This window comes from Micromonospora sp. NPDC050187 (assembly GCF_044459745.1).
GTDB lineage: Bacteria > Actinomycetota > Actinomycetes > Mycobacteriales > Micromonosporaceae > Micromonospora.
Genome location: NZ_JBITJH010000004.1, coordinates 253,289 through 278,963, shown reverse-complemented (window position 1 = coordinate 278,963; position 25,675 = coordinate 253,289). Strand labels below are relative to the sequence as shown.

Sequence of the window (25,675 nt, the reverse complement as noted above, 5' to 3'; positions counted from 1 at the left end):
TCGCCTCAGTCCTCGTCCTGCTTCGCGTTCAGCCGCACGTAGGCGGCGGAGAAGCCGGCCAGCACCACGAGCATGATCACGCCGAGCGCGGCGGCGCCGTTGAGGTCGTTCTGGAAGAATCCGTGCTGGTAGATGAGGTACGCCACCGAGGTCGCGGAGTCCTGGGTGCCCGTACCGTTCGCGAGGATCAGCGGCTCGACGAAGAACTGCATCGTGGCGACGATCTGCAACATCGCCAGGAGCGCGAGGATCAGCCGGGTCTGCGGGATCGTCACGTGGCGGATCCGCCGCCAGATCCCGGCGCCGTCGAGTTCGGCCGCCTCGTAGAGTTCACCGGGGATGTTCTGCAACGCGGCCAGGTAGATGAGCACCGCGCCACCCATGTTCATCCAGGTCGACGCGATGACCATCGCCGGCATCGTCATCTCGGCGCTCTGCATCCACTGCGACGTGGGCAGGTGCAGCACCCTGAGGATCGAGTTGAACAGTCCCGCGTCACTGGGGTCGTAGGCGTAGAACTTGAAGAGGAAGAGCGCCGAGGCGGGCGGCAGCATCACCGGCAGGTAGACCAGGATCCGCAGGTAACCCTTGGCGTGGCGGAACTCGTTGAGCAGGATCGCCACGAAGAACGGCACCGCGTACCCGAGGACCAGGGCGAGGAAGGTGAAGAAGAACGTGTTCTTCCAGGCCGTCCAGAAGCTCGGGTCGGCGAGGATGCGTTCGTAGTTGTCCCAGCCGACCCAGGTGGTGACGCCGCGCCGGGTGCGCTGGAAGCTCATCACGACGCCACGGATCATCGGGTACCAGGAGAAGAACGCGAAGCAGATCACCGCGCCGATCAGGAACGCGTGTCCGGTGAGGTTGTCTCGTACCCTCCGGCCGAGGCTGGCCCGTCGTGGCCCGGGCGGGTACGGCGGCGCGGGGCGACCCGGTTCTCTCCTGGTTCCCGGGACGGTGGTGATCGCCAAGGCAACTCCTGCCTGAGTCAGTGACGGCGATGGTGTGGCGCGGCGGGGTGTGGGGCCGGGCGACCGGCCCCACACCGTCGGATCAGCCCTCGGCGGCGAGGAGCTTGTTGACCTTGTCCTCGGCGGTCGTGAGCAGCTCGTCGATGTTCGCCTTCGGGTTCGTCAGCACGCCGGACATCGCGGCGTCGAGGACCGCGTAGATCGCCTGTGCGTTACGCGGCTCACCCTTGATCGGGACCGGGTTCGCCTCGAAGACCGCGAAGTTCGTGGTGTCCACGTTCGCGTTCGCCCTGCGCAGCTCGAGTTCCTGCTTCTGCGCCTCGCTGCCGTTGGCGAACAGCAGCGGCTGGGGCAGGCCCACCGGGTAGTTCTGCGGCTTGGCCCGGACGTAGTCGAACTGGCCCTTGCCCGGCGTGAGCTTCTGGTACGCGATCCACTTCAGACCGGCGCGCACCTGCTCGGGGGTGAGGCCCTTCTTGAAGAAGTAGCCCTCGCCGCCACCGAGCGTCCCCTTTGCCGCGCCGTCCTGACCGGGCAGCGGACCCATCGCCCAGTCCTGGAACTTGCCCTGGAACTGGCTGACGATCGCCTGGGTGGCGTCGGGCGCGCCGACGAACATGCCGACCTTGCCCGCGCCGGCGTTGGTCAACAGGTCGCCCCACTGCAACAGCTGACGGGCTCCCATGCTGTCGTCGCCGTACCGCATGTCCTTGAGGTTCTGCAGGACCTGCTTGCCCATCGCGTTGTTGAAGTCGGCCTTCTTGCCGTCCTCGGTCAGCACCTGGCCGCCCTGGGAGTAGAGCAGCGAGGTGAAGTGCCAGCCGCCGGTGTTGCCGGCGCTGTACTCGGCGTAGCCGGCGATGCCGTTGCCGAGCGCGGAGATCTTCTTGGCCGCGTCCCGCACCTCGCGCCACGTCCTGGGCGGGTTGTTCACGTCGAGCCCGGCCTGCTGGAACAGGACCTTGTTGTAGACCAGACCCATCGAGTAGTTCTTCACCGGGACGGCGTAGAGCTTGCCGCCGTCGGTGAACGCCTCCTTCAGCGCCGGGTCGACGCTGTCCCAGGTCGGGATCGTGTCCTTGGTGGCGAACTCGGTGATGTCCATCGCCTGACCGGAGTCGAGCACCTGCTGGAGGTCGGTCATGTACCCGTAGAACACGTCGGTCACGGTGCCGCCGGCGAGGCGGGCGGTGAAGTCCGGCGGGTTGTTGCACTGCTCGCCGACGCTGACGCTCTTGACGACGATGTCCGGGTTCTGGCGCTGGAACTCGACGACGTCGTCGTTCCAGTTCTGCAACAGCTCCTTCTGCGAGCCGACCGGCTGGCAGTCGACCGTGATGGTGACCTTGCCGCCGGCGGTCGCGTCCGAGTCGTCGCTCTTGGTGGAGCACGCCGTGAGGCCGAGCCCCAGGCCGGTCACGAGCGCCAACGCCGCGACCTTCCGGTACTGCGGTACGGACATCTGTCCATCCCTTCGGGGAACGTGAGGCTCCGTGACCGTCGCCGGTTCGCCGGATCGCCATCGTGGCGGGGATCTGCTGCCTCCCCGTCCGCGGTGACGGGCCCTGGAGCTGTGTGGTGTCAGGTGTGAGTGGGGCCACTGTAGCGAGGTGGACTGATCTCGGCAAGGTCGCGACTGTGATCTGAAAAGACACGACTTTCCGACAACAGACACCGACATGATCTTGAAAATCGTCCGGAATGACACACTCCGGCACCCGGCGACCCGCCCCCGGGCCACAACGGGGCGCGCTGCCTGACGGGCAGCGGAGGCTGCCGGACGACCGACGGACCGGAAACCCACCGCTGACGGCGAACTCAAACTCCAGCGACGCCGACCATCCGTCGATCATGGAGTCATGGCGCCCGATTGGTGCTGATTACGACGTTTGCGTAGTACCCGAAGTCCATGGTCGACCGACAGCTAAGCGACCCGTGCGCAGGTCGACGGCGGGAAGGTCGGTCGTCCGGGAGGTCAGCGGCCCGGGGCCGGCGCGGTGGAGCCCCGCACCACCAGCTCGGGCTCGAACAGCAACTCGTCGTGCAGCACGCCGGCCCCCTCGATCTGGGTGACCAGCAGGTCCACCGCAGCCTGCCCCATCGTCTCGATCGGCTGCCGGACCGTGGTCAACGGCGGATCGGTGCAGGTCATGAACGCGGAGTCGTCGAAGCCCACCACCGACACCTCGGTCGGCACCGTCCGACCCAACCGGCGGGCGGCCCGGATGGCCCCCAGCGCCAGCACGTCGCTGGCGCAGATGATGCCGGTCACGCCCCGCACGATCAGCCTGGCTGCGGCGACGCGCGCCCCCTCCAGGGAGAAGCTGGACCGTTCCACGCATTCCCGGTCCTCGGCCCAGTTCGCAGCCTGGACCATCGCGTCCAGCTTGCGCCGCGACGGCACGTGCCCCTCCGGGCCCAGCACCATGCCGATCCGGCTGTGCCCGAGCGACCGCAGGTGCCCGTACGCCTGCTCCACCGCGACCGCGTCGTCGGTGGAGACCCGGGGGAAGCTCAGCTCGTCCACCCCCGCGTTGACCAGCACCACCGGCAGCCCCCGGTCGGTCAGCCGCCGGTAGTGCTCGTGCGGGGCGTCGGCCAGCGCGTACGACCCACCGGCGAAGATGACGCCGGAGACCTGGTGGTCCAGCAACATCTCGACGTAGTCGGCCTCGGAGACGCCACCGATCGTCCGGGCGCACAGCGCCGGGGTGTAGCCGCGCTGGGCCAGCGACCCGGTCACCACCTCGGCGAGCGCCGGGAAGATCGGGTTCTGCAGCTCCGGGAGCACCAGCCCGACCAGTCGGGCCCGCTCCCCCCGCAGCTTGGTCGGCCGCTCGTAGCCCAGCACGTCCAGGGCGGTCAGCACCGCCGTACGGGTCGCCTCGGAGACGCCACCACGACCGTTGAGCACCCGGCTGACGGTGGCCTCGCTGACGCCGGCCTTCCTCGCCACCTCGGTCAGTCGCTTCGTCACGCCGCGATGGTACTGCACCCGTTCTGCAAGAAATGACCTGCCGGGTGACGTGTCACGTCACCGGCGACGCAGCGGGCAACACCGCCACACCGAGGACCTGCCGCCGAGCGGACCGCGCGCCCCGGCGACGGGCACCCTCCGTTGACCGGCCACCCTGCAACCTTCCCTGCAATTGCCGCACAAGTGGATGCTTGAAGATTGGCAGACCGTAGAAATAACATCGCCGCAACCATCCCGCCTCGCTTCTGACATCCACCGCGGCACGACGGGGACCGCCTGCGGCGTCGATGACGGTCGTCGGGTCCTCAGCAGAACGGATAACGCGATGTCTCGAACCACCACAGGACGGCCGGGCGGACCGGCACGCTGGCGACCGGTCGGGGCGATGGCCCTGGCGGCGATCACGGCCGCCACGGTGACCGGTGGGGCCGGAGCCGCCCAGGCGGCGGGGCGGTCGTCCGCGCGTCCCGCCCCGGTGATCACCCGGGCCGCTCTCGACCCGGCGCTCGTCGCGGGCCGGGGCGCCGGCGTCCGCTTCGTCGAACAGGAGGCGGAGCACGCCCGGACGAACGGCACGCCGATCGGCCCGGACCGCACGGCGTACACCCTGGCCTCGGAGGCCTCCGGCCGCCGGGCGGTCAGCCTGGCACCGGGCCAGTTCGTCGAGTTCACCCTGCCGGCCGCCACCAACGCCATCACGGTGCGGTACAGCATTCCCGACGCGCCCACCGGCGGCGGCATCACCGCGCCGCTGGACGTCTCGGTCGGTCAGCGGCCGGTCCGGACCATGACCCTCACCTCGGAATACGCCTGGCTGTACAACCAGTACCCGTTCTCCAACGACCCCACCGCCGACCTGCTGCACCCCGACTGGTGGATCACCGAGTGCTCCTGCGTCCCGGCGGCCACCACCCCCGCCCCGACGATCACCAAACCGTTCCGCCCGCACCACTTCTACGACGAGCAGCGGCTCCGGCTGGACCGGACCTACCCGGCGGGGAGCGTGCTGCGGCTCTCGGTGCCGGCGCGCAGCATCGCCGCGTGGACGGTCATCGACCTGCTCGACTCGGAACTGGTCGGCCCGCCCCGCGTCCTGCCGATCGCGGCGAACGTCCTGCTCTTCGGGGCCGACCCCACCGGCCGGCGTGACTCCGCCGACGCCATCGACCGGGCGATCGCCGTCGCCCGCCGGACGAAGCTCCCGGTCTACCTGCCCCCGGGGACGTACCAGGTCAACCGACACATCGTCGTCGACGACGTCACGATCGCCGGCGCGGGCAACTGGTACACCGTCGTCAAGGGACGCGAGATCACGCTCGACACCCCGGCCCCCGACGGCTCGGTGCACACCGGGGTCGGCTTCTACGGCAGGCCCGCGTCGACGGGCGGCAGTCGCAACGTCCACCTCTCCGGCTTCGCGATCGAGGGCGACGTCCGCGAGCGGATCGACACCGACCAGGTCAACGGCGTCGGCGGCGCGATGAGCCACTCCAGCATCGACGGCCTGCACCTGCGCCACACGAAGGTGGGGCTGTGGTTCGACGGACCGATGACCGACCTGCGGGTCACCAACAACGTCATCGTCGACCAGATCGCCGATGGTCTGAACTTCCACACCGGCGTCACGAACTCCGTGGTCCGGAACAACTTCGTCCGCAACACCGGTGACGACGCGATCGCCATGTGGTCCGAGAAGGTCGGCAACGCCGGCAACACGATCGCCCGCAACACCGTCCAGTCACCGGTCCTGGCCAACGGCATCGCCGTCTACGGTGGCACGGACAACACCGTCTCGGGCAACCTGATCGCCGACCCGGTCCGGGAGGGCAGCGCCATCCAGATCGGTGCCCGGTTCGGCGCGGAGCCCTTCACCGGCCACCTCCGGATCAGGGACAACACCACCGTCCGGGCCGGCACCTACGAGCTGAACTGGAAGATCGGCCTCGGTGCGATCTGGCTCTACGCGCTGGACCGCAGCATCGACGCCGACGTCCAGGTGGTCGGCGACCACTACCTGGACAGCACCTACAACGCGGTGATGCTGGTCAGCGAGTGGGCGGTGAAGGACCAGTACTCCATCACGAACGTGCGCTTCTCGGACATCCGGGTCGACGGCACCGGGACCTCGGTGGTGAGCGCCCGGACGGCGGGCTCGGCGTCGTTCCGCAACGTCGACGCCCGGAACGTGGGCGCCGTCGGCGTCAACAACTGCGGTTCCTTCCACTTCAGCCCCGCCGGCTCGGAGTTCGGCCTGGCCGACCTCGGTGGCAACGACGGCGGATGGCTCGCCCCGTGGCAGCTGCCCAACACGATCACCTGCGACGACCGACCGCCGGTCGTGGTGCCGCCACCGCCCGCCGCCTGGTGACCGCCGGGCGGCCTCCGGCGGCGGGACCGGTCCACCATCCCGTCGCCGGGGGCCGCCCACGTGCGGTCGGTGTCCGCCGGACCCGTTGACGAACCGGTAGCACATCTGAAACATTGAGGGCCATCACGCTGAAAGAAGTCGACAGGCTTACGAAATCTCCATGTCGACCAGCGAAATAAGCGTGGGTTACGCCGTCCCGGCCCGTGCTGGCACACACCGCGACTCCTTCCCCCGCATCCGAACCCATCCGCACCGCACCCGCACCGCCCCGGTCCGGGGGCACGGCCTCGGCACCACGCTCCCTGTCGTACTCCTCAGGAAGGGCGTCATGAAACGGAAGAAGCACAGCCGACGGCTGGTCGGCGGGCTCCTCGCCGCCGGGCTGGTCGGTGCCCTGGCGATCTCGCCCACCCCGGCGCTCGCCGCCGGCGGCCCCAACCTCTCCGCCGGCAAGGCGACCTCGGCGAGCGGCTCCAACGGTCCCTACGTCGCGTCCAACGTCACCGACGGCAACCCGCACACGTACTGGGAGAGCCCGCCCCACGCCTTCCCCCAGTGGGTGCAGGTCGACCTCGGCGGGACCGTCGCCGTCGACCAGGTGAGGCTGAAGCTGCCGCCGATGGCCGAGTGGGGCGCCCGAACACAGACCCTCGCCGTGCAGGGCAGCACCAACGGCAGCACCTTCAGCACGCTCTCCGCGTCGGCCGGGCGGGTGTTCAACCCCGCCTCGGGCAACACCGTCACCATCGACTTCACCGCGGCGGGCGTCCGGTACGTACGGCTGCACGTCACCGCCAACACCGGCTGGCCCGCCGCCCAGATCTCCGAGTTGGAGGTCTACGGCGTGGACGGCGGCGGTGGTCCCGTCGACCCGCCCGTCGGCACGAACCTGGCCGGTGGCAGGCCGATCGAGGCGTCCTCGTCGACCTTCACCTTCGTCCCGACCAACGCCAACGACACCAGCCCCACCTCGTACTGGGAGTCCGCCGGATTCCCGGCCACGCTGACAGTGAAGCTGGGCGCCGACGCCGACGTCACGGCGATCGTGGTGAAGCTGAACCCGGACCCGATCTGGGGACCCCGTACCCAGAACGTCCAGGTTCTCGGCCGGGCCACGGCGAGCACCGGCTTCACCTCGCTGAAGGCCGCGGCCGACTACGCCTTCAGCCCGTCCGGCAACCAGAACTCGGTGACGATCCCGGTCACCGGTCGGGTCGCCGACGTGCAGCTGAGGTTCACCGGCAACACCGGCGCGCCCGGCGGCCAGGTCGCCGACCTCCAGGTGCTGGGGGCGTGGGCACCGAACCCGGACCTGGTGGTCACCACGACGAGTTGGAGCCCGGCCTCGGTGAACGAGGCCACCCCGGTCACCCTGTCGGCCACGGTCCGGAACGCGGGAACCGCCCCCGCAGGCGCTACCCGGGTGGACTTCAAGCTCGGTGGCACGGTGGTGGGTGGCGCCCCGGTCGGCGCGCTCGCCGCCGGTGCCTCCACCACCGTCTCGGCGAACGTCGGGACGCAGCCGATGGGCAGCCACAGCGTCTCGTCGGTGGTCGACCCGGCCAACACGGTTCCCGAGCAGAACAACGACAACAACACCTTCACCTCGGCCACGCCGCTGGTGGTCGCCCAGGCGCCCGGCCCCGACCTCCAGGTCGTCGGCATCGCCACCAACCCCTCGAACCCGGCGGTCGGCGCGGCGGTCACCTTCACCGTGTCGGTACGCAACCGTGGGATCAGTGGAACGACCGCCGCCACGGTCACCCGGCTCGCGGTCGGCGGCACCACGCTGAACACCACCACCCCCACGGTGGCCGCCGGAGCGACGGTGAACGTGGCGATGAGCGGCCAGTGGACCGCCACCGCTGGCGGGGCCACCGTCACCGCCACCGCCGACGCCACCGACGTCGTCGCCGAGACCAACGAGTCCAACAACGCGTTCTCCCGGGCGATCGTGGTCGGGCGGGGTGCGGCGACGCCGTGGGTCGAGTACGAGGCCGAAGCCGCCCGCTACCAGGGCATCCTGGTTGAGGCCGACCCGCTGCGCACCTTCGGCCACACCAACTTCGGCACCGAGTCCTCGGGACGCAGGTCGGTGCGACTGAACAGCACCGGGCAGTTCGTCGAGTTCACCTCGACCAACCAGGCCAACTCGATCGTGGTGCGCAACTCCATCCCCGACGCGCCCAACGGCGGCGGCATCAACGCCAGCATCAGCCTCTACGTCAACGACACGTTCGTGCAGAAGTTGACCCTCTCGTCACGTAACAGCTGGCTCTACGGCACCACCGACGACACCGAGTCGCTGACGAACACCCCGCAGGCCGACGCCCGCCGGCTGTTCGACGAGTCGCACGCGCTGCTGTCGCGGTCCTACCCGGCCGGCACCAGGTTCAAGCTCCAGCGGGACGCGACGGACACGGCGTCGTTCTACATCATCGACCTCGTCAATCTGGAGCAGGTGGCGCCCGCCGCCGCCAAACCGGCCGAGTGCACCTCGATCACGAACTACGGCGCGGTGCCCGACGACGGCATCGACGACTCGGCCGCCATCCAGCGCGCCGTGACCGACGACCAGAACGGGGTCATCAGCTGCGTCTGGATCCCGGCCGGGCAGTGGCGGCAGGAGCAGAAGATCCTCTCGCCGGACCCGACCCGGGGACAGTACAACCAGCAGGGAATCCGCAACGTCACCATCCGTGGCGCGGGCATGTGGCACGCGCAGCTGTACACCCAGACCGAGCCGCAGAACGTGGTGGGCAACATCAACCACCCGCACGAGGGCAATGTCGGCTTCGACATCGACGACAACACCCAGATCTCCGACCTCGCCATCTTCGGGATGACCACCAACCGCGCCCATCGCGGGCACGGCCTGAACGGACGGTTCGGCAAGAACACGAAGATCAGCAACGTGTGGATCGAGCACGTCAACGTCGGAGCCTGGGTCGGACGGGACTACTCGGACACCCCCGCGTACTGGAACCCCGGGGACGGACTCGAATTCACCGGCATGCGGATCCGCAACACCTACGCCGACGGCATCAACTTCTCCAACGGCACCCGCAATTCGCGGGTGTTCAACTCGACGTTCCGCACCACCGGCGACGACGCCCTGGCGGTCTGGGCCAACCCCCGTGTCAAGGACCCCACGGTCGACGTCGGCCGCGACAACCACTTCGTCAACAACACCGTCCAGCTCCCCTGGCGGGCGAACGGCATCGCGATCTACGGCGGCTCCGGCAACACGATCGAGAACAACCTGATCTCCGACACGATGAACTACCCGGGCATCATGCTGGCGACCGACCACAGTCCCCTGCCCTTCTCGGGCACGACGCTGATCGCCAACAACGGGCTGTACCGGTGCGGCGGTGTGTTCTGGAACGAGGACCAGGAATTCGGGGCGATCACGCTCTTCCCGGCGGGTAGCGACATCCCCGGCGTCACCATCCGGGACACCGAGATCCACGACTCCACCTACGACGGCATCCAGTTCAAGACCGGCGGCGGCAACATGCCGAACGTCGCCATCACCAACGTGCGGATCGACAGGTCGAACAACGGGGCCGGCATCCTGGCGATGAGCGGCGCCCGTGGCAACGCCACGCTGACCAACGTCACCATCACCAACTCGGCCGACGGCGACATCGTCCGGCAGCCGGGCTCGACCTTCTCCATCACGGGCGGCTGAGTCCCCCGGCCCGCTGGGACGTCGCCGATCCGCGAGTGGCGGTGACATCCCAGCGGGCCCCACCAGGGACCGCGCTCGCGCCACCCACCGGCCGCACCGCGACCGTCAGCTCTCGTCATTCCCACGAGGAGGGATCACCATGGGACTTTCCCGCCGTACGCTCATCGGATCCGTGGCGGCCGGCACCGCGCTCGCCGCCGTCTCGCCCGATGGCCTGGTGCCGGGCGGCACCCCGTCGGCCGATGCGGCGAGCCCGCCAGGCGACGTGGTCGGCAAGATCACCGTCGGCTACCAGGGCTGGTTCAGCTGCCCGGGCGACGGCGCGCCGATCGGCGGCTGGTGGCACTGGAGCCGGGACCGCTTCCAGCCACCGTCACCGGCCAACACGACCATCGTGTCCTGGCCCGACATGCGGGAGTACACACACGGCTACACCACCGCCTACCCCGCGCTCGGCAACGGCCAGCCGGCGCGGCTCTTCTCCTCCTACGACCAGCAGACCGTCGACACCCACTTCCGCTGGATGCGGGACCACGGCTGCGACACCGCCGCGTTGCAGCGGTTCAACCCGTTCGGCGACGAGGGACCCACCCGGGACGCGATGGCGGTCAAGGTCCGCGACGCAGCCGAGCGGCACGGGCGCAAGTTCTACATCATGTACGACGTCACGAGCTGGACGGCGATGCAGTCGCAGATCAAGGAGGACTGGACCAACCGGATGTCGGCGCACACCGCCTCCCCGGCGTACGCCCGGCAGAACGGCAAGCCGGTCGTCTGCATCTGGGGCTTCGGGTTCAACGACGACGGCCGTCCGTTCGCCCCGGCGGCGTGCCTCGACGTCGTGCAGTGGTTCAAGGCGCGGGGCTGCTACGTCATCGGCGGGGTGCCCACCTACTGGCGGCAGGGCATCAACGACTCGCGGCCGGGTTTCTCCGAGGTCTACCACGCGTTCCACATGCTCTCCCCGTGGATGGTGGGACGCACCGGCACCCTGGACGGGCTCGACTGGTTCCACACCAACGTCAACGTGCCCGACCTGGCCGACTGCGCCGCGCACGGCATCGACTACCAGCCCTGCGTGATGCCCGGCGACCTGTCGGCCGGACACCGGCGGCACGGCGACTTCTACTGGCGGCATCTCTACAACATGATCCGGCTCGGCGCGCAGGGCCTCTACGTATCGATGTTCGACGAGTACAACGAGGGCAACCAGATCGCCAAGACCACCGAGACGCAGGCGACCACGCCGGCCGGGGTGGGCATCCGCTCGCTCGACGAGGACGGCACGTTCTGCTCCGCCGACTACTACCTGCGCATCACCGCCGACGGGGGCCGGATGCTCAAGGGCCAGCTCGCCCTCACCCCGGTCCGGCCCACCCCACCCGTGGTCGGCGGCGGTCCACCGCCCGGCGGAAACCTGGCCGCCGGACGCCCGACCAGCGCCAGCAGCCAGAACGGCCCGTTCGCCGCCGGCAACGCGGTCGACGGCGACCGGGGCAGCTACTGGGAGGCCACCAACGGCGTCTTCCCCCAGTGGTGGCAGGTCGACCTCGGCACCGCCCACCCGGTGTCCCGGATCGTCCTCGCCCTACCGCCCGGCTGGGAGGCCCGCACCCAGGCCCTGTCGATACAGGGCAGCACCGACGGCACCACCTTCACCACGCTCGCCGCGCCGGCCGGGGTCCGGTTCGATCCGGCGACCGGCAACACCGCGACCGTATCCGTGCCGACGACCACCGTCCGGCACCTGCGGGTGACGGTCACCGGCAACACCGCGTGGCCGGCGGCGCAGCTCGCCCAGGTCGAGGTGTACGCGGCCACCACCGCCCCGCCGACGACCGACCTGGCCCGGGGCAGGACGACCGCGGCGAGCAGCCACACCGGGGAGCACGTCGGCGGACGCGTCGTCGACGGCGACGCCCACAGCTACTGGGAAAGCGCCGGGGGCACGTTCCCGCAGTGGGTGCAGGTCGACCTCGGCGTCGCCACGTCGATCGGACGGCTGGTGCTCGGCCTGCCACCCTCGGCCACCTGGTCGACGCGGACCCAGACCCTGTCCGTGCAGGCCAGCAACGACGGCAGCAGCTGGCGCACGATCGCCGCGCCGGCCGGTCGGGTCTTCGACCCCGCCGCCGGCAACCAGGTGGGCGTCACCGTCGCCGCGACCACGGCGCGGTACGTCCGGATCCAGGTGACCGGCAACACCGGGTGGCCGGCCGGACAGCTCTCCCGACTGGAGGTGTACGCCGCCTGACCGCCGCACCGCCCCACGGCCGCCCGCTGAGGTGGTAGCAGGGGTCCCCTGCAGTCGTTTCTTGATGAGCAGGGGACCCCTGCTACCACGCGGCGGGGCCGCGCCGGCCGCCGGCGGGCCCCCGGGCGATGGTGACCGGGGTCGGCGACCAGTGCGTCGGACGGCCGAGCGACACCGGCACCGCCGTTCGGGCGTCCCCCCGGGCGGCGTCGAGCTGGGCCCGGGTGAGGAAGATGCTGCCGGCCAGGTCCGCGCCGCGCAGGTCGGCCCCGCGCAGGTCGGCCCCGGTCAGGTCGGCCAGGTGCAGGTCCACGCCCCGCAGGTCCGCGCCGATGAGGTACGCCCCGCGCAGGTTCGCCGCCCGCAGGTCGGCCCGGCGCAGGTCCGCCCCGACCAGGTCCGCGCCCCGGTGGTCGCGGCCCGGCCGGCCGCCCCGGGAACGGACCCGGGTGCTGACCCGGGTGAGCACCGGATTGGCCTCGCCGCGCAGGGCGTCCACCTCCACCGCACGCAGCTCGTCCGGGCCGAGTCGGGTGTGGGCGGTGAGCCGCTCCCCCACCTGCCGCAGCTCACCGTCGAGTGGCTCGCCGGGACGCAGCGCCACCGCCTCGGTGACGTACCAGAGCAGCTCGTGCAGGGCGCGCAGCACCGGAAAGACAGCGCGTACCGGGCCGGCCAGCTCGGGGTGGGCACGCCAGTCCCGACCGCCGAAGGTGACCTGGGCGAGGTGCTGCCCCGCCCCGAAGCAGTCGAAGACGGTGCAGCCGGGGAAGCCCCGGTCCCGCAGCCGGTCGTGGATTCCGCAGCGGAAGTCGTCCCCCAGGTTCGGGCAGGGGGTGCCGGCGGGCTTGTCGACGGCGAAGTCGGCGGACGCGGCGAACGCCGGCACGTAGCAGCAGAGGCCGAAGCACCGCGCGCAGTCCGCCCGCAGGTCCGCCGCGCGGGGCAGGGCGGTGGGCGTGGGGTTGCGGTCGGTGCGCACGACAGGCAAGCCTATCCGGTCCGGACGGCAGCGCCGCCGACGGTCACCGGGGCGGGGCGGTCTCCCGCAGCACGGTGTCGAACAGCCGGAGCATGCCCTCCTCGCCGACCGGGGCGGCCGGGTCGACCTCGTCCCGGTGCAACGCCTCACGGAGCACGGTCAGGGACGGGTCCCGGGCCAGCGCCCAGTGGGCCGCGCGCGTCTTCCCGCAGTGCGTGCCCTCGACCGCGAACCGCCAGATCCGGGCGGCGGTGAACACCATGAACGCGGCGTTCTCCTCGTCGTCGGTGAGCGACCGCCAGGTGGTCAGCCAGTGCCGCCCGCGCTCGTGCAGCCAGCCGGGCGGCACCGGCCCGAGAACCTCGCCGGCCCCGGCACCGTACAACGACCGCCCGTGCGCGCGGGCGGTGGACAACTCGGCCGGCAGGTCCGGGTCGGCGGTCACCCGGCGGGCCACCTCGACGCCGACCGAGGTGTGGTCGTAGCGGCCGACGTGCAGTTCCAGCGGCGGGGTCCGGGTCGGCGTGGCCGCGACGTCGGCGGTCACCACGTGCAGGTCCACGCCGGTCGCGTCGCCGAGCCGGGCGCGGCGCACCGTCTCCTCCAGGCTGTCGGCCTGCCGGTCGGTCAGCCCGTCCGGCACGACGGCGAGGACGTCGATGTCGCTGCGGCCCGGACGGAAGTCGCCGGCAACCAGGGACCCGTGCAGGATCACCGATCGGAGTCCGGTACCGAGCACGGTGACGATCGACGCGGTCAACTCGTCCACCGCGACGCGGGTGGCAGCGTCGTGAGTCATTCTTCGTTCGTACCAGCGGCCCGGCGCGCGCCGGCGGAGGCCATGCCCAGCCAGGTGTGCGGGTTGCCGGCCCAGCACCAGCCGAGTTTGGGGGACCTCTGACTGATCCAGATCGCCGGTACCCGGCGGTCACCCGAGCGGGAGCCGCCGAGCGAGAAGCACTTGTTCTTGACCAGCACCTGCGGGAAGTGGGTGATCAGGGCGATCCCCTCCTCGATGGTGAGCAGGGTCCGGCCCCGCCCGGCGATGGTGTCCATCGCGTCGTTGGGCACGACGCCGCAGAACTCCTCGCCGCGCTCCACGTCGAGCAGGAGGTAGGCGTCCCGGTCGGGCAGGACCGTGGTGGCGGTGGCGACGAAGCGTTCCAGGGAACCCGGTTCGAAGGACCCGTCGACGAATCCCGGCTTACGTCCGCCGGGCAGCGTGGTGCGGGGCATGGTCTGGTCGATCGGCGCGAGCTGACGGGTGACCACGAGCAGGAACGGCACCCGACCGGCCACCGCGTCCGGCGGGGTGTCGCCGTGGCCGACGGCGACCTCCCGCAGCGGGGCGAGCGAGTCCGCGAACCGCTGCGGGTCGAGGCCGGCCAGGGCCGGGTAGTCGAGGTCGAGGAGGGTGCGGACCTGCCGGTCGAACTCGGTGCCCGCGTCGTGGGAGGGCTGCTGGGTCATGGGGTCCTCTCGGAAGAGCCGGTCGGGACGGGGCGTCCGACCGTGGACCGGGCCCACGGGCGGTCGGGACGGGGCGGGACGGTCAGGCGTGGACGGGGGCGACCCGGGCCAGCGCGCCGCTCTCCAGCGCCACCCACAACGCCCCGTCCGGGCCGCAGGTGATGCCGTGCGGTTCGGAGCCCGGCGTGGGCAGGTCGTGGACGACGATGGTGCCGTCGTGGGTGACGGTGCCGACGCGGTTGGCACCCCACTCGGTGAACCAGGGGGCACCGGTGCGGTCGGTGGTGACGGCGTGCGGGCGGGCGGTCCGGTCGGGTAACGGGAACTCCTCGACCTCGCCGCCGGGCACGATCCGGCCGATCTGGCCGGCGCCGATCTCGACGAACCAGAGGACGCCGTCCGGGGCGGCGGTGATCCCGACCGGCGCGGCGGCGGCGGTCGGCAGGGGCCGCAGGGTGACCGCCCCGTCCATGCCGATGCGTCCGACGGCGTTGGCCTGGTTGAGGGTAAACCACATGCCGCCGTCGCCGCCGGCGACGATCGCGGAGGGGAAGGCGCCGGTGGCCGGGAGCGGGAACTCGGTGATCCGGCCGTCGGTGGTGACCCGGCCGATCCGGTCGGCGGCGGTCGCGGTGAACCAGAGCGCGCCGTCGGGTCCGGCGGCGATGCCGTACGGCCCGCCACCCGGGGTGGCGAGCGGGAACTCGGTGACCCGGCCGTCGGTGGTGATCCGCCCGATCCGGTCGGCCCGGTACTCGGTGAACCACAGGGCGCCGTCCGGTCCCGAGGCGATCATCGTCGGGCCGCAGTCCGGGTCGAGTGGATGGACGGCCGGCATCTCCCCGGGGACGAGTCGGCCGATCCCACCCTGGTGGACCAGGGTGAACCAGAGCGCGCCGTCCGGCCCGGTGACGAGCGCGTACGGCCCGGCGTCCGGCTCGGCCACCGGGAACTCGTCGATGGTCACGCTGCGCACAGCGGCTCCTCCCGTTCGTGGACGGCCCGTCGCTACGGACAGGGGACGAACTTAGATCCAACCCAACAATATGTCAACTATAAATTTGGTATAGACCTAAGTACGATGACGCCATGAGCGGAGAGCCGACCGGGCTGCGAGCCCTAAAGAAGCGCATTACCAGGGAGAACATCTCGCACCACGCCACCCGGCTCTTCCTGGAGCGGGGCTTCGACAACGTCACGATCGCCGAGGTGGCCGCAGCCGCCCAGGTGGCCAAGATGACCGTCACCAACTACTTCCCCCGCAAGGAGGACCTCGCCCTCGACCTGCGGGACATGTTCGTCGACGGGCCGGCCACCACCGTCCGCGAGCGGGCGCCCGGTGAGTCGGCCCTGGCCGCGCTGCGCCGGTCCTACCTGTCCGCCGTCGCCGCGCACGACCCGGTCATCGGCTTCTCCGGGCCGGAGTTCGCCCGGATGGTCACCGGCAGTCCCGCGCTGGTCGCCCGGCTGCGCGAGTTCCACGACGACCGCGAACGGGCCCTGGCCCACGCGCTCGCCGAGCAGACCGGCGCGGCGCCCGACGACATCCGACCCCGGGTCGTGGCCGGACAGTTGGGCGGCGTCCTGCGGCTGCTGTTCGAGGAGACGCTGCGCCTGACGCTCGACGGACGCGCCGACGACGAGATCGCGCGGCGCGTCACCGACGACACCCACACCGCCTTCGCCCTGCTGGAGCCCGCGCTCGGCGACTACGCCGTCCGCCCCGCCGCCTGATGAGGCAGAGGTGCCGGTCGACACCGGTGCCTCAGCGGCGGCGGCCCGGTTCCGGCAGTCCGGGTGCGACCACCGACAGTTCGAGCGCGGCGGAGAGCGGTGCCACGCCCGGCCCGCCGGCCCGGATCCACCTGGTGATGTCGTCGACCACGACGTCGTCGAGGACCAGACCGAACCAGACCGGTCGCGCGCCGGCCCGCCGGGCTTTCGGCGCGGGGTGGACGACCACCAGGTTAGACTGCGCGCACAGGTCGAGGCAGGCACTGATCCGCAGCCGGTGTGGTGCGGGCAGGCCGGCCCGCAGGCGGCGCAGTTGCGCGTCGTGGTCGACCGACGGGTGCTTGCGGGCGCTGCCACAGCAGCAGTCCCGGCACACGGTCACCAGGCAACCGGACGGATCGGTCATGGTCGGCTCCTCGGGCGCTGGTCGTCGACGGGCCGTCCCCGTCCCAGGTGTTCCTCGGCGATCCGCCCGGCGAGATCCGGGTCCACCCGCTCGTACCAGACGTCGTCGGGGTGGACCACCACGAGCGGGCCGAGGTTGCAGGGAAAGAGACAGCCGGTCGCGGTGACGAGGGCGTCCTCGTCGCCCAGGCCGTGCGCGGCCAGCCCTCGGGTGAGCCGCTCGGCCACCTCGTTGGCGCCGTACGCCGTGCAGCGCGGACCCCGGCAGACCAGGACGTGGTGCCGGTGCGGGGTGATGTGCGACCACGCCGGGCTGCGGAACGGACCGGGCGTGCCGCCGAGCGGCTGACGTGGGCCGGTCACCGCCTCGGTGAGCGCGCCGACCAGGCCGGGCTGGTCGGCCAGGGGCGCGCTGACCGAGACGCGGGGCGGATCGTCGTGCCCGGCGGCCCAGTGCGCGTGGGCGCGGCGGATCCACGTCTCCAGGTACCGGTCGGGTGGCAGGTGGGTCGGGACCAGCAGCACCTCGTCGACGCCGGCGGCGACGGCCGCGTCCAGCGCGGCGTGCAGGGACGGGGCCGCGCCGTCCAGGAAGCACGCGGCCACCGGCACGCCGAGCGCCACCGCCACCTCGTCGGCGAGCCGGTGCACGGTGTCCTGACCACCGACGTGGACGACCGCGCGGGCCACCAGCAGCACGTGGGTCATGACAGCGGCGGGTGGTAGGTGATGGTGGGACGCCCGGTGACCGGGTGCGCCGCGACGTCGGCCCGGACGCCGTACACCTCGGCGAGCAGCCCGGGGGTGAGCACCTCGGCGGGTGCGCCGGTGGCGACCACCCGCCCGCCGGCCAGGACGACCACGCTGTCGCAGAACATCGCGGCGAGGTTCAGGTCGTGCAGGGCGGCGAGCGTGGTGACCCCGGAACGGCGGACCAGATGCAGCAGGTGCAACTGGTGGCCGATGTCGAGGTGGTTGGTGGGTTCGTCGAGCAGCAGCAACCGGGGCTGCTGGGCCAGCGCCCGGGCCAGTTGCACCCGCTGCCGCTCGCCGCCGGAGAGGGTGTGCCACCGACGGTCGGCGTACCCGGTCAGGTCGACCCGGGCCAGCGCCTCGGCCGCCGCCTCCCGGTCGGCGGTGGTGTCGGACCAGAGCGACCGGCGGTGCGGGATGCGACCGAGCAGCACCACCTGGGCGACGGTGAGGTCGAGGTCGGTGTCGGCGTGCTGGGCGAGCAGCGCGGCCCGACGGGCCAGCGTGGACCGGGAGAGGGTGGTGAGGTCGTCGCCGTCGACGACGACCCGCCCGCGGTCAGCGGCGGTGAGCCGGGCGACGATCCGCAACAGGGTGGTCTTGCCGCAGCCGTTCGGTCCGAGTAGCCCGACCAGGCTGCCCGACGGGACCGCGCAGGTGACGTCGTCGAGGATCCGTCGGGCCGCGACGGTCCAGGACACCCCGGTGACGTCCAGCATCAGCCGCGCGTCCTCTGCCGGTGCAGCAGCACCACGAAGGCGGGCACGCCGAGCAGCGCGGTCAGCACACCGACCGGCAGTTCCCGGGGCTCGAAGAGGGTCCGCGCGGCGGTGTCCACCCAGACCAGGAAGATCGCGCCGGCCAGCACCACGACGGGCAGCAGCCGCCGGTGGTCCGCCCCGGTGAAGAACCGGGCGGCGTGCGGCAGGATCAGCCCGACGAAGCCGATTGCGCCGCTGATCGCGACCAGCACGGCGGTGAGCAGCGCGGTCGCCACCAGCAGCAGCCAGCGGACCCGGCCGACCGGGACGCCGAGGGCGGCGGCGGCGTCCTCGCCGAAGGCGAACGCGTTGAGCAGCCGGGCGTACGCCGCCACCAGGGCGAGCACGGCCACCAGGATCGGGGTGGCCCAGGCCAGTGCGGACCAGTCGACCCGGGCCAGCGAGCCGGAGAGCCAGAAGGTGATGCTCTGGGTGGCGTGCGGTTCGGCGACCCAGATGATGACGAACGAGGTCGCGGCGGCACAGAGCTGGGCGACGGCCACCCCGGCGAGCACCACCCGGGTGGGCTCCAGTGCCCCGCGCAGGCCGGCCACCGTGATCACCACCACGAACGCGGCGAGCGCGCCGACCAGCGCACCGCCGGTCAGCGAGGCGATCCCGCCGCCGAGCCCGACGACGAGGACCGCGACCGCGCCGAGCGACGCCCCGGAGGAGATCCCGAGCAGGTAGGGGTCGGCCAGCGGGTTGCGGGTGACGGTCTGCATCACCGCGCCGACCGCCGCCAGCCCCGCCCCGACCACCGCCGCGCCGAGCACCCGGGGCAGTCGCAGCCGCCAGACGATGTGCTCGCGCAGCAGCGGCACGTCGGAGTGGACCAGGCCCAGCCGGTCGCCGACCACCGTCCACACGGTACGGATCGAGATGTCGGCCGGACCGAGGGTGACCGCCGCGCCGACCGAGGCCACCAGAGCCACCACCAGCCCGGCCACCAGCAGGGCCGGGCCGGTCGGGTGGCGGGCCCGGACCCCCGCCGGGGCGGGCACGGTCGGGGCGGTGGCGGTGGTCAGCGTCCGGTCCCGTCGGGGAGCCCGGCGACGCCCTCGGCGAGCGCCTCGACACCGAGCACGATCCGCACCCCGGCCGAGGTGGACGAGAACGGGATGACCACGAACCGCTGGCCCGCCACCGCCCCGAGGTGCCGCAGGGTGGCGTGGCCGGTCAGGAAGGCCCGCTTCGCGGCGGCGGTGTCCCAGGTCGCGTCGACCAGCACGATCACGTCGGGGTCGCGGTCGGCGACGGTCTCCCAGCCGCTGTCCGCCCACGCCCCGGTCAGGTCGGCGAAGGCGTTGGTGACGCCGACCGCCGACATGATCATCCCGGGGCCGCCACAGCATGCTCCCACGCTCGGCGCGTCGGTGCCCGCGTCCCACCAGAGCACGGAGAGCTCCGCGGCGTCGTCGATCCGGCCCGCGGCGGCGGTGAGCCGGGTCCGGTGGTCGGCGATGAGCTTCTCGGCCCGCTCCGGCACCCCGAAGACGGCCGCGATGTCGCGGATCTCGGTGAACACGTGGTCGATGGTGAGCTTCGCCGGCCGGTGCGGCGCCGGGCAGCCGGCCGGGGAGAGGTACGAGCCGACGCCGAGTTTCGCCAGTTCGGCCCGGTCACCGGCCCCCTCGTCGCCGAAGGCGCTCTGGAAGGAGCCGTAGACGAAGTCCGGCTCCGCCTCCAGCAGCTTCTCCCGGGCCGGGTACTCCTTGGCCAGCACCGGCACCCTTGCGTACGCGTCGGCGTACTCGGGCAGGATCGCGTCGTCCAGGTACGCCGTGCCGGCCATCCGGTCGGCCAGACCCAGGGCCAGCATGATCTCGGTGGCCGGCTGGTTCATGGTCACCGCCCGCTTCGGCGGGCCGGCCACGGTGACCGGCGTGCCGCAGTTGGTCACGCTCACCGGGGCGGCCGACGTCGGGGCGGTCGCGGGGTCGTCGTCCGCGCCGGCGCACCCGCCGATCAGGAGGACCAGGGCGGTCAGGGGCGCGGCAGCGCGCCGGGACAGGGTGGACCAGACAGCACGTTCGCGCATCGGGAATCGCCTTCCAGCACCTCGTGGACGGTTCGTCACAGTGCCGTGGCCGGTCTCCTGGCTGACGGGTGGTGCGTCCGTGGCCGGCCTTCCCAGGCGTACCTACGCCCAGTGGCCTCTTTGACGACGAGGGTCGCGGACTTCCCGATCACAGTGGCGAGGGCCGCGCCGGCATCTCACCGGCTTCCCGAGCACCACGGCAGCGTCACCCTAGCCGCCGGTCATCGAGGGTGTCACGGTGACGAACACCACGCCGATGATCGACATATGGGTCCACAGCCGACGACCGGCGCGCCGGATGCCACAGCGGACGCCGGCCACGTGGCGGCAGGGCGTACCGGCGGGCAGCGGGCACCGAGCGGCCGGACCGGGCTGGACGCCCGGTCCGGATCAGCGGCCGGTCAGCGCGCGGAGCAGGCTGCGGATGGCGTCGCGCAGGTCGACGCGGCTCTCCTCGGTGCCGGGGGTGGGGGCGCTCAGCCCGCCGGTGCCGACCAGCCGGTCGAAGAGCAGACCGTCGACGAAGGCGAGGAACTGGTCGCCCTGCCGGTCGGGGTGCGCCGCACCGGCCCGGGCGAGGATGTCGCGGGCCTGTTCCCGCATGACGGTGCCGTGCTCGAGGATCTGCCGCAGCTCGTGGTGGTGGGTGGCCTCCAGTTGGCAGGAGTACCGGGCCAGGACCCGGTCGCGGCCGGTGCTGAGCCAGGTGTCGAACAGCGCGGCGATGCCGGCGGCGAGGCGGTCGAGGTCGGCCGGGGTGAGCGGCGGCCGTTCTCCGGCGGGTGCGTCGACCGGTAGCCGGCGGGCGGCGAAGTCGACGCGGTTCAGGTCGACCAGACGCTGCACCACCGCCTCCACCAGGGCGCGGCGGGTCCTCAGGTACGCCGATGTGGTGCCGGCCGGCACCTCGGCCCGGGCGTCGACCGCGCGGTGGGTGAGCCCACGCATCCCCCGCTCGGCGATCAGCGCGATGGCGGCGTCCGCCAGCAGTTCCACCCGTTTTGCCCGACCCGTCACTGCGTCCCCTCACTGGCCGTATGGTCGCCGTAGTATGAACTTCTACACCTGTAGAAAGGCGGAGGATGAGGGGACACCGGGCGGTGGTGGTCGGTGGTGAGGCGCTGCCGGCGGACACGCTGCACGGCGGCGCGGAGGTGCACACCGTCCGCACGGACGACGAGGGCGCAGAGGTCGACGTGCGCCGTACCGGTGGATCACAGACCCTCCGCGCCGACCTGGTCGTCGGCGCGGACGGGCTGCGCAGCGTCGTGCGGACCCGCCTCTGGCCGGAAACCCCGCCACCGGTGTACGCCGGCACCACCGCCTGGCGGGCGGTGGTCGAGTGGCCGGTGCCGGTGGCGGCGTCGGTCACCTGGGGGCCGGGGACGGAGTTCGGCATGGCGCCGGTCGGCGACGGCCGGGTCTTCTGGTTCGGCGGGCTCACCTGTCCGCCCGGGGAGCGGGCCGGCGACGAGATGGCCGAGGTACGCCGGATCTTCGGGTCCTGGCACGCCCCGATTCCGGAGCTGCTCGCCGCGACCGCGCCCGAGCGGGTGCTCCGCCACGACGTGTACCACGTCGCCACGCCGTTGCCCGGCTACGTCCGGGGTCGGGTGGTGCTGCTCGGTGATGCCGCCCACGCGATGACCCCGCATCTGGGCCAGGGCGCCGCCATGGCGCTCGAGGACGCCGCCGTCCTCGGCTACCACTGCGCGGTGACACCGGATCCGGCCACCGCCCTGGCCGCGTACGACCGGGACCGCCGCCCGCGCACCCAGCAGATGGCCCGCGCGTCGTACCGGCTCGGACGCTTCGGTCAGTACCTGCGTAGTCCGGCGGCGATCGCGGTGCGGGACACGCTGACCCGGCTGGTGCCGCCGGGCGTGGCGCTACGCCCGATGGTCGGCTATGCCCGCTGGCGTCCCCCGGTCGACACCCGTACCCCGGTGTGACCCGCCACCGCCGCCGCCCGGTGGAGGGGACCGGGCGGCGGCGGTCGGCGTCAGAGCACGTGTTCCCGGTAGCCCCGGACGGAGGCGTCCAGCACCTCCCGGCCGGGGCGGGCCCACACGTCGGCGTGGAAGACCTCCACCTCGATCGGGCCGGCGTAGCCGGCGGCGTCCACCGCCTCGCGGAGCCGGCGCAGGTCGATGCAGCCCTCGCCGGGCAATGCCCGACCGAGCAGCACCCCCTCCGGTAACGGGGTGATCCAGTCGCACACCTGGAACGCCGCGATCCGGTCCCTGGCCCGCGCGATCTGGTGGTAGACGGTGTCGTCCCACCAGACGTGGTACGCGTCCACCACCACCCCGACCGTGCCGGGCTCGAACCGCTCGGCGATGTCGAGGGCCTGGCCGAGGGTGGCGATCACGCACCGGTCCGCGCAGAACATCGGGTGCAGTGGTTCGATGGCCAGGGTCACCCCGGCCGCGGCGGCGTGCGGGGCCAGTTCGGCGATGGCGTCGGCGACCCGCTGGCGGGCCCCGTCGAGGTCACGGCTGCCCGGGGGCAGCCCGCCGGAGACCAGCACCAGCACCGGACAGTCCAGGGTGGCCGCCTCCTCGATGGCCCGCAGGTTCTCCGTCCGCCAGTCGTCGGCGGTGAAGAACCCGCTGCGGCACAGCGAGGTGACGGTGAGGCCGGCGGCCCGGACCAGGCGCGCGGCCCGTTCCGCGCCGTACTCACCGATCGGTTCGCGCCACAGCCCGATGCCGGGTACGCCCGCGTCGGCACATCCGGCGACCACCTCTTCGAGAGGCCAGTGCTTGGCGGTCGCCTGGTTGAAGGAGAACCGGGCCAGCCCCGCCGCGTGGCCGACGTCCGGCATGACCTGTGGGGCGGTCACTGGGCCACCCCGGCGACGGTGAAGAAGGCCCGGGCCCGCGCGGCGGCCCGGTCGGCGTCGGGCAGCAGTCCGGCCCGGTCGGCGAGGACGAGCAGCCGGGCCAGGTGCGCCGGGGACCGGCCGGCCTGCTGACCGGCGACCATGGTGAAGTGCTCCTGGTGGCCGGTCAGCCAGGCCAGGAACACGATTCCGGTCTTGTAGTGCCAGGTGGGGGCACCGAACAGGTGCCGGGCCAGCGGCACGGTGGGCGCCATGATCCGCTCGTACGTGTCGGAATCCCCGGCGTCCAGGGCGGCCAGCGCCGCTGCGGCGGCCGGGGCGATGGCGGCGAAGATGCCCAGCAGGGCGTCGGAGTATCCCTGCTCGTCGCCCCGGATCAGTTCCGGGTAGTGGAAGTCGTCGCCGGTGTAGAGGCGCACCCCGGCGGGCAGCCGGCGACGCAGGGCGATCTCGCGGTCGGCGTCGAGCAGGGAGATCTTGATGCCGTCGACCTTGTCGGCGTGGTCCTTGACGAGTTGGACCACCGTGTCGGCGGCCAGGTCCAGGTCGGTGGCGCCCCAGTAGCCGGCCAGCGCCGGGTCGAACATGTCGCCGAGCCAGTGCAGCACCACCGGCTCGTCGCTGGCGGCCAGCAGTTCGGAGTAGACGGTGAGGTAGTCGTCGGCGCTGGTCGCCGCCGCCGCGAGGTGCCGGCTGCACATCAGCACCGGGCGGGCCCCGGCGGTCAGCACCTCCTCCAACTGGGTGCGGTACGCGGCGGTCAGCTCGGCCACCGGGTAGCTGCCCGGGGGCAGGTGGTCGGTGTTGACCCCGGCGACGATGCGCCCGCCGACGGAGCGGGCCTCGGCGGCGCTGCGCCGGATCAGCTCGCGGGTGGCCGCGTGGTCGAGCCCCATGCCGCGCTGGGCGGTGTCCATCGCCTCGGCGACCCCGAAGCCGTGCGACCAGAGGTGGTGCCGGAAGGCGAGGGTGGTCTCCCAGTCCAGGACGGCCGGGGCCCCGGGGACGTTCTCGGCGGTGGGGTCGGCGACCACGTGCGCGGCAGCGTACGCGATCCGGGAGGTCGGTGGACCGGCCGGCCGCACGAAAGCGGTGCCACCGGTCAGGCGGTAGGTCTCTCCACCGGGCAGGCGGACCTCGGCGGTCATCGGTCCAGCTCCGGCACCTCGACGCGGCAGCCCTCCCGCGCGGAGAGCAGACCGAGTTCGGCGAGCTGCACGCCCCGGGCACCGGCGAGGAAGTCCCATCCGAACGGCTCACCGGCGACGACGTGTCGCAGGAACGCCTCCCACTGCACCTTGAAGCCGTTGTCGAACTCCTCGTTGTCCGGCACCTCGGTCCACTGGGACCGGAAGCTCTCGGTCACCGGCAGGTCCGGGTTCCAGACCGGCTTGGGGGTGACCGCGCGGTGCTGGATCCGGCAGCCGCGCAGGCCGGCCACGGCGCTGCCCTCGGTGCCGTCGACCTGGAACTCGACGAGCTCGTCCCGGTTGACCCGGACGCACCAGGAGGAGTTGAGCTGGGCGATGATCCCGTCGGCCAGCTCGAAGATGCCGTAGGCGGCGTCGTCGGCGGTGGCCGGGTAGGAGTTGCCGGACTCGTCGACCCGGCGGGGAATGTGCGTGGCGATGACCGCGGTGACCGCCTTGACCTGACCGAACAGCTCCTCGAGCACGTACTGCCAGTGCGGGAACATGTCGACGACGATGCCGCCGCCGTCCTCGGCCCGGTAGTTCCAGGAGGGACGTTGGGCGGGCTGCCAGTCGCCCTCGAAGACCCAGTAGCCGAACTCGCCCCGGACGGAGAGGATCCGCCCGAAGAAGCCGCCGTCGATGAGGCGCTTGAGCTTGCGCAGGCCCGGGAGGAAGAGCTTGTCCTGCACCACCCCGGTCCGCAGGCCGGCGGCGGTGGCGGCGCGGGCCAGGTCGAGCGCGGCGGCGCTCGTCTCGGCCAGCGGCTTCTCGGTGTAGACGTGCTTGCCGGCCTCGATGGCCTGGCGGATCGCCTTCTCCCGCTGCTGGGTCACCTGCGCGTCGAAGTAGATCCGGACGTCGTCGCGGGCCAGGGCGGCGCTCAGGTCCGTGGTCCAGTCGGCGAGGCCGTGCCGCTCCGCGATGTCCCGGAGCCGGGTCTCGCTGCGGCCGACGAGCACGGGCTCCGGCCAGATGGTGGTGCCGTCGTCCAGCGGGACGCCGCCCTGCTCACGGATGGCGAGCAGGGAGCGGACGAGATGCTGCCGGTACCCCATCCGGCCGGTGACGCCGTTGAGAATGATACCGATCGGCCTGCGGGTCATGATCTTCCTTCCACCTCAGGCAAGCGCTTTCCCAAGCAGGGTATGGCCCCCTACTCCGCCGGGCAAGGCCTTTCCCCCGCCCGTTCACCCGGCGTGCCGGACCTCACGGCGGCTGGGACCGTCCTGC

Annotated in this window: 21 protein-coding genes and 1 riboswitch; of the genes, 5 read left to right on the top strand and 16 right to left on the bottom strand. The window is 72.1% G+C overall.

The window, feature by feature from the left end; all coding sequences use genetic code 11:
* Positions 1 to 5 precede the first annotated feature (5 nt).
* The 3 genes from ACIBJE_RS09120 to ACIBJE_RS09110 all read right to left on the bottom strand — a co-directional run bounded on the left by ACIBJE_RS09120 (position 6) and on the right by ACIBJE_RS09110 (position 3,945).
* Positions 6 to 968, bottom strand: a complete 963-nt coding sequence (locus ACIBJE_RS09120; protein ID WP_396745299.1) for a carbohydrate ABC transporter permease — start codon at positions 966 to 968, stop codon at positions 6 to 8.
* An 82-nt stretch (positions 969 to 1,050) separates the two neighbouring features.
* Entirely contained in the window at positions 1,051 to 2,430 is a 1,380-nt protein-coding gene (locus ACIBJE_RS09115) for an ABC transporter substrate-binding protein (RefSeq protein ID WP_396745296.1), read from the bottom strand.
* A gap of 513 nt (positions 2,431 to 2,943) precedes the next feature.
* Positions 2,944 to 3,945: a LacI family DNA-binding transcriptional regulator gene (locus ACIBJE_RS09110; protein WP_396745293.1), complete on the bottom strand. Its 1,002-nt coding sequence runs from the start codon at positions 3,943 to 3,945 to the stop codon at positions 2,944 to 2,946.
* A 325-nt stretch (positions 3,946 to 4,270) separates the two neighbouring features.
* Between ACIBJE_RS09110 and ACIBJE_RS09105 the strand changes: the two genes are divergently transcribed.
* From ACIBJE_RS09105 to ACIBJE_RS09095, 3 genes are all read left to right on the top strand, one after another.
* Complete coding sequence (locus tag ACIBJE_RS09105) at positions 4,271 to 6,313, top strand: glycosyl hydrolase family 28-related protein (protein WP_396745290.1); 2,043 nt, start codon at positions 4,271 to 4,273, stop codon at positions 6,311 to 6,313.
* A gap of 328 nt (positions 6,314 to 6,641) precedes the next feature.
* On the top strand, positions 6,642 to 10,007 hold the full coding sequence (locus ACIBJE_RS09100; protein ID WP_396745287.1) for a CARDB domain-containing protein: 3,366 nt from the start codon (positions 6,642 to 6,644) through the stop codon (positions 10,005 to 10,007).
* Positions 10,008 to 10,146: 139 nt separating this feature from the next.
* Entirely contained in the window at positions 10,147 to 12,261 is a 2,115-nt protein-coding gene (locus tag ACIBJE_RS09095) for a discoidin domain-containing protein (protein WP_396745284.1), read from the top strand.
* 82 nt (positions 12,262 to 12,343) lie between these two features.
* On the opposite strand, the gene ACIBJE_RS09090 is transcribed toward ACIBJE_RS09095, so the two are convergent.
* The 4 genes from ACIBJE_RS09090 to ACIBJE_RS09075 all read right to left on the bottom strand — a co-directional run bounded on the left by ACIBJE_RS09090 (position 12,344) and on the right by ACIBJE_RS09075 (position 15,689).
* Positions 12,344 to 13,243, bottom strand: coding sequence for a pentapeptide repeat-containing protein (locus tag ACIBJE_RS09090; RefSeq protein ID WP_396745282.1), 900 nt, complete (start codon positions 13,241 to 13,243; stop codon positions 12,344 to 12,346).
* Positions 13,244 to 13,286: 43 nt separating this feature from the next.
* Positions 13,287 to 14,042 (bottom strand): nucleotidyltransferase domain-containing protein, encoded by a 756-nt coding sequence (locus ACIBJE_RS09085; RefSeq protein WP_396745280.1) that lies wholly within the window; start codon positions 14,040 to 14,042, stop codon positions 13,287 to 13,289.
* Positions 14,039 to 14,713, bottom strand: a complete 675-nt coding sequence (locus ACIBJE_RS09080) for a DUF5701 family protein (protein ID WP_396745277.1) — start codon at positions 14,711 to 14,713, stop codon at positions 14,039 to 14,041. Before ACIBJE_RS09080 ends, ACIBJE_RS09085 begins: the two co-directional genes overlap by 4 nt.
* A gap of 82 nt (positions 14,714 to 14,795) precedes the next feature.
* Positions 14,796 to 15,689 (bottom strand): virginiamycin B lyase, encoded by an 894-nt coding sequence (locus ACIBJE_RS09075; RefSeq protein ID WP_396745274.1) that lies wholly within the window; start codon positions 15,687 to 15,689, stop codon positions 14,796 to 14,798.
* A 113-nt stretch (positions 15,690 to 15,802) separates the two neighbouring features.
* Between ACIBJE_RS09075 and ACIBJE_RS09070 the strand changes: the two genes are divergently transcribed.
* Positions 15,803 to 16,447, top strand: coding sequence for a TetR family transcriptional regulator (locus ACIBJE_RS09070; protein ID WP_396745272.1), 645 nt, complete (start codon positions 15,803 to 15,805; stop codon positions 16,445 to 16,447).
* Between the two features lie 31 nt (positions 16,448 to 16,478).
* Here ACIBJE_RS09070 and ACIBJE_RS09065 read toward each other — a convergent pair whose 3' ends face one another.
* The 6 genes from ACIBJE_RS09065 to ACIBJE_RS09040 all read right to left on the bottom strand — a co-directional run bounded on the left by ACIBJE_RS09065 (position 16,479) and on the right by ACIBJE_RS09040 (position 21,403).
* Positions 16,479 to 16,829, bottom strand: a complete 351-nt coding sequence (locus tag ACIBJE_RS09065; RefSeq protein ID WP_396745618.1) for a hypothetical protein — start codon at positions 16,827 to 16,829, stop codon at positions 16,479 to 16,481.
* A 20-nt stretch (positions 16,830 to 16,849) separates the two neighbouring features.
* Positions 16,850 to 17,560: a CbiX/SirB N-terminal domain-containing protein gene (locus tag ACIBJE_RS09060; protein ID WP_396745269.1), complete on the bottom strand. Its 711-nt coding sequence runs from the start codon at positions 17,558 to 17,560 to the stop codon at positions 16,850 to 16,852.
* Complete coding sequence (locus ACIBJE_RS09055) at positions 17,557 to 18,324, bottom strand: ABC transporter ATP-binding protein (RefSeq protein ID WP_396745266.1); 768 nt, start codon at positions 18,322 to 18,324, stop codon at positions 17,557 to 17,559. Before ACIBJE_RS09055 ends, ACIBJE_RS09060 begins: the two co-directional genes overlap by 4 nt.
* Complete coding sequence (locus tag ACIBJE_RS09050) at positions 18,324 to 19,370, bottom strand: FecCD family ABC transporter permease (RefSeq protein WP_396745263.1); 1,047 nt, start codon at positions 19,368 to 19,370, stop codon at positions 18,324 to 18,326. Before ACIBJE_RS09050 ends, ACIBJE_RS09055 begins: the two co-directional genes overlap by 1 nt.
* 20 nt (positions 19,371 to 19,390) lie before the next feature.
* Positions 19,391 to 20,407, bottom strand: a complete 1,017-nt coding sequence (locus ACIBJE_RS09045) for an ABC transporter substrate-binding protein (protein ID WP_396745260.1) — start codon at positions 20,405 to 20,407, stop codon at positions 19,391 to 19,393.
* A 29-nt stretch (positions 20,408 to 20,436) separates the two neighbouring features.
* Positions 20,437 to 20,621: riboswitch (cobalamin riboswitch) on the bottom strand.
* A 176-nt stretch (positions 20,622 to 20,797) separates the two neighbouring features.
* Positions 20,798 to 21,403 carry a TetR/AcrR family transcriptional regulator gene (locus ACIBJE_RS09040; protein ID WP_396745257.1) on the bottom strand — a complete coding sequence of 202 codons (606 nt, stop codon included), beginning with the start codon at positions 21,401 to 21,403 and terminating at the stop codon, positions 20,798 to 20,800.
* A gap of 86 nt (positions 21,404 to 21,489) precedes the next feature.
* On the opposite strand from ACIBJE_RS09040, the gene ACIBJE_RS09035 reads away from it, so the two are divergent.
* Positions 21,490 to 22,359, top strand: a complete 870-nt coding sequence (locus tag ACIBJE_RS09035) for an FAD-dependent monooxygenase (RefSeq protein ID WP_396745254.1) — start codon at positions 21,490 to 21,492, stop codon at positions 22,357 to 22,359.
* Positions 22,360 to 22,409: 50 nt separating this feature from the next.
* Here the strand turns inward: ACIBJE_RS09035 and ACIBJE_RS09030 are convergent, their stop codons facing one another.
* From ACIBJE_RS09030 to ACIBJE_RS09020, 3 genes are read right to left on the bottom strand one after another with little or no spacing between them, the layout of a single operon-like run.
* Positions 22,410 to 23,234: a sugar phosphate isomerase/epimerase family protein gene (locus ACIBJE_RS09030; protein WP_396745615.1), complete on the bottom strand. Its 825-nt coding sequence runs from the start codon at positions 23,232 to 23,234 to the stop codon at positions 22,410 to 22,412.
* Positions 23,235 to 23,248: 14 nt separating this feature from the next.
* Positions 23,249 to 24,400 (bottom strand): dihydrodipicolinate synthase family protein, encoded by a 1,152-nt coding sequence (locus ACIBJE_RS09025; RefSeq protein WP_396745251.1) that lies wholly within the window; start codon positions 24,398 to 24,400, stop codon positions 23,249 to 23,251.
* Positions 24,397 to 25,548 (bottom strand): Gfo/Idh/MocA family protein, encoded by a 1,152-nt coding sequence (locus tag ACIBJE_RS09020; RefSeq protein WP_396745248.1) that lies wholly within the window; start codon positions 25,546 to 25,548, stop codon positions 24,397 to 24,399. Before ACIBJE_RS09020 ends, ACIBJE_RS09025 begins: the two co-directional genes overlap by 4 nt.
* Between the last annotated feature and the right edge of the window lie 127 nt (positions 25,549 to 25,675).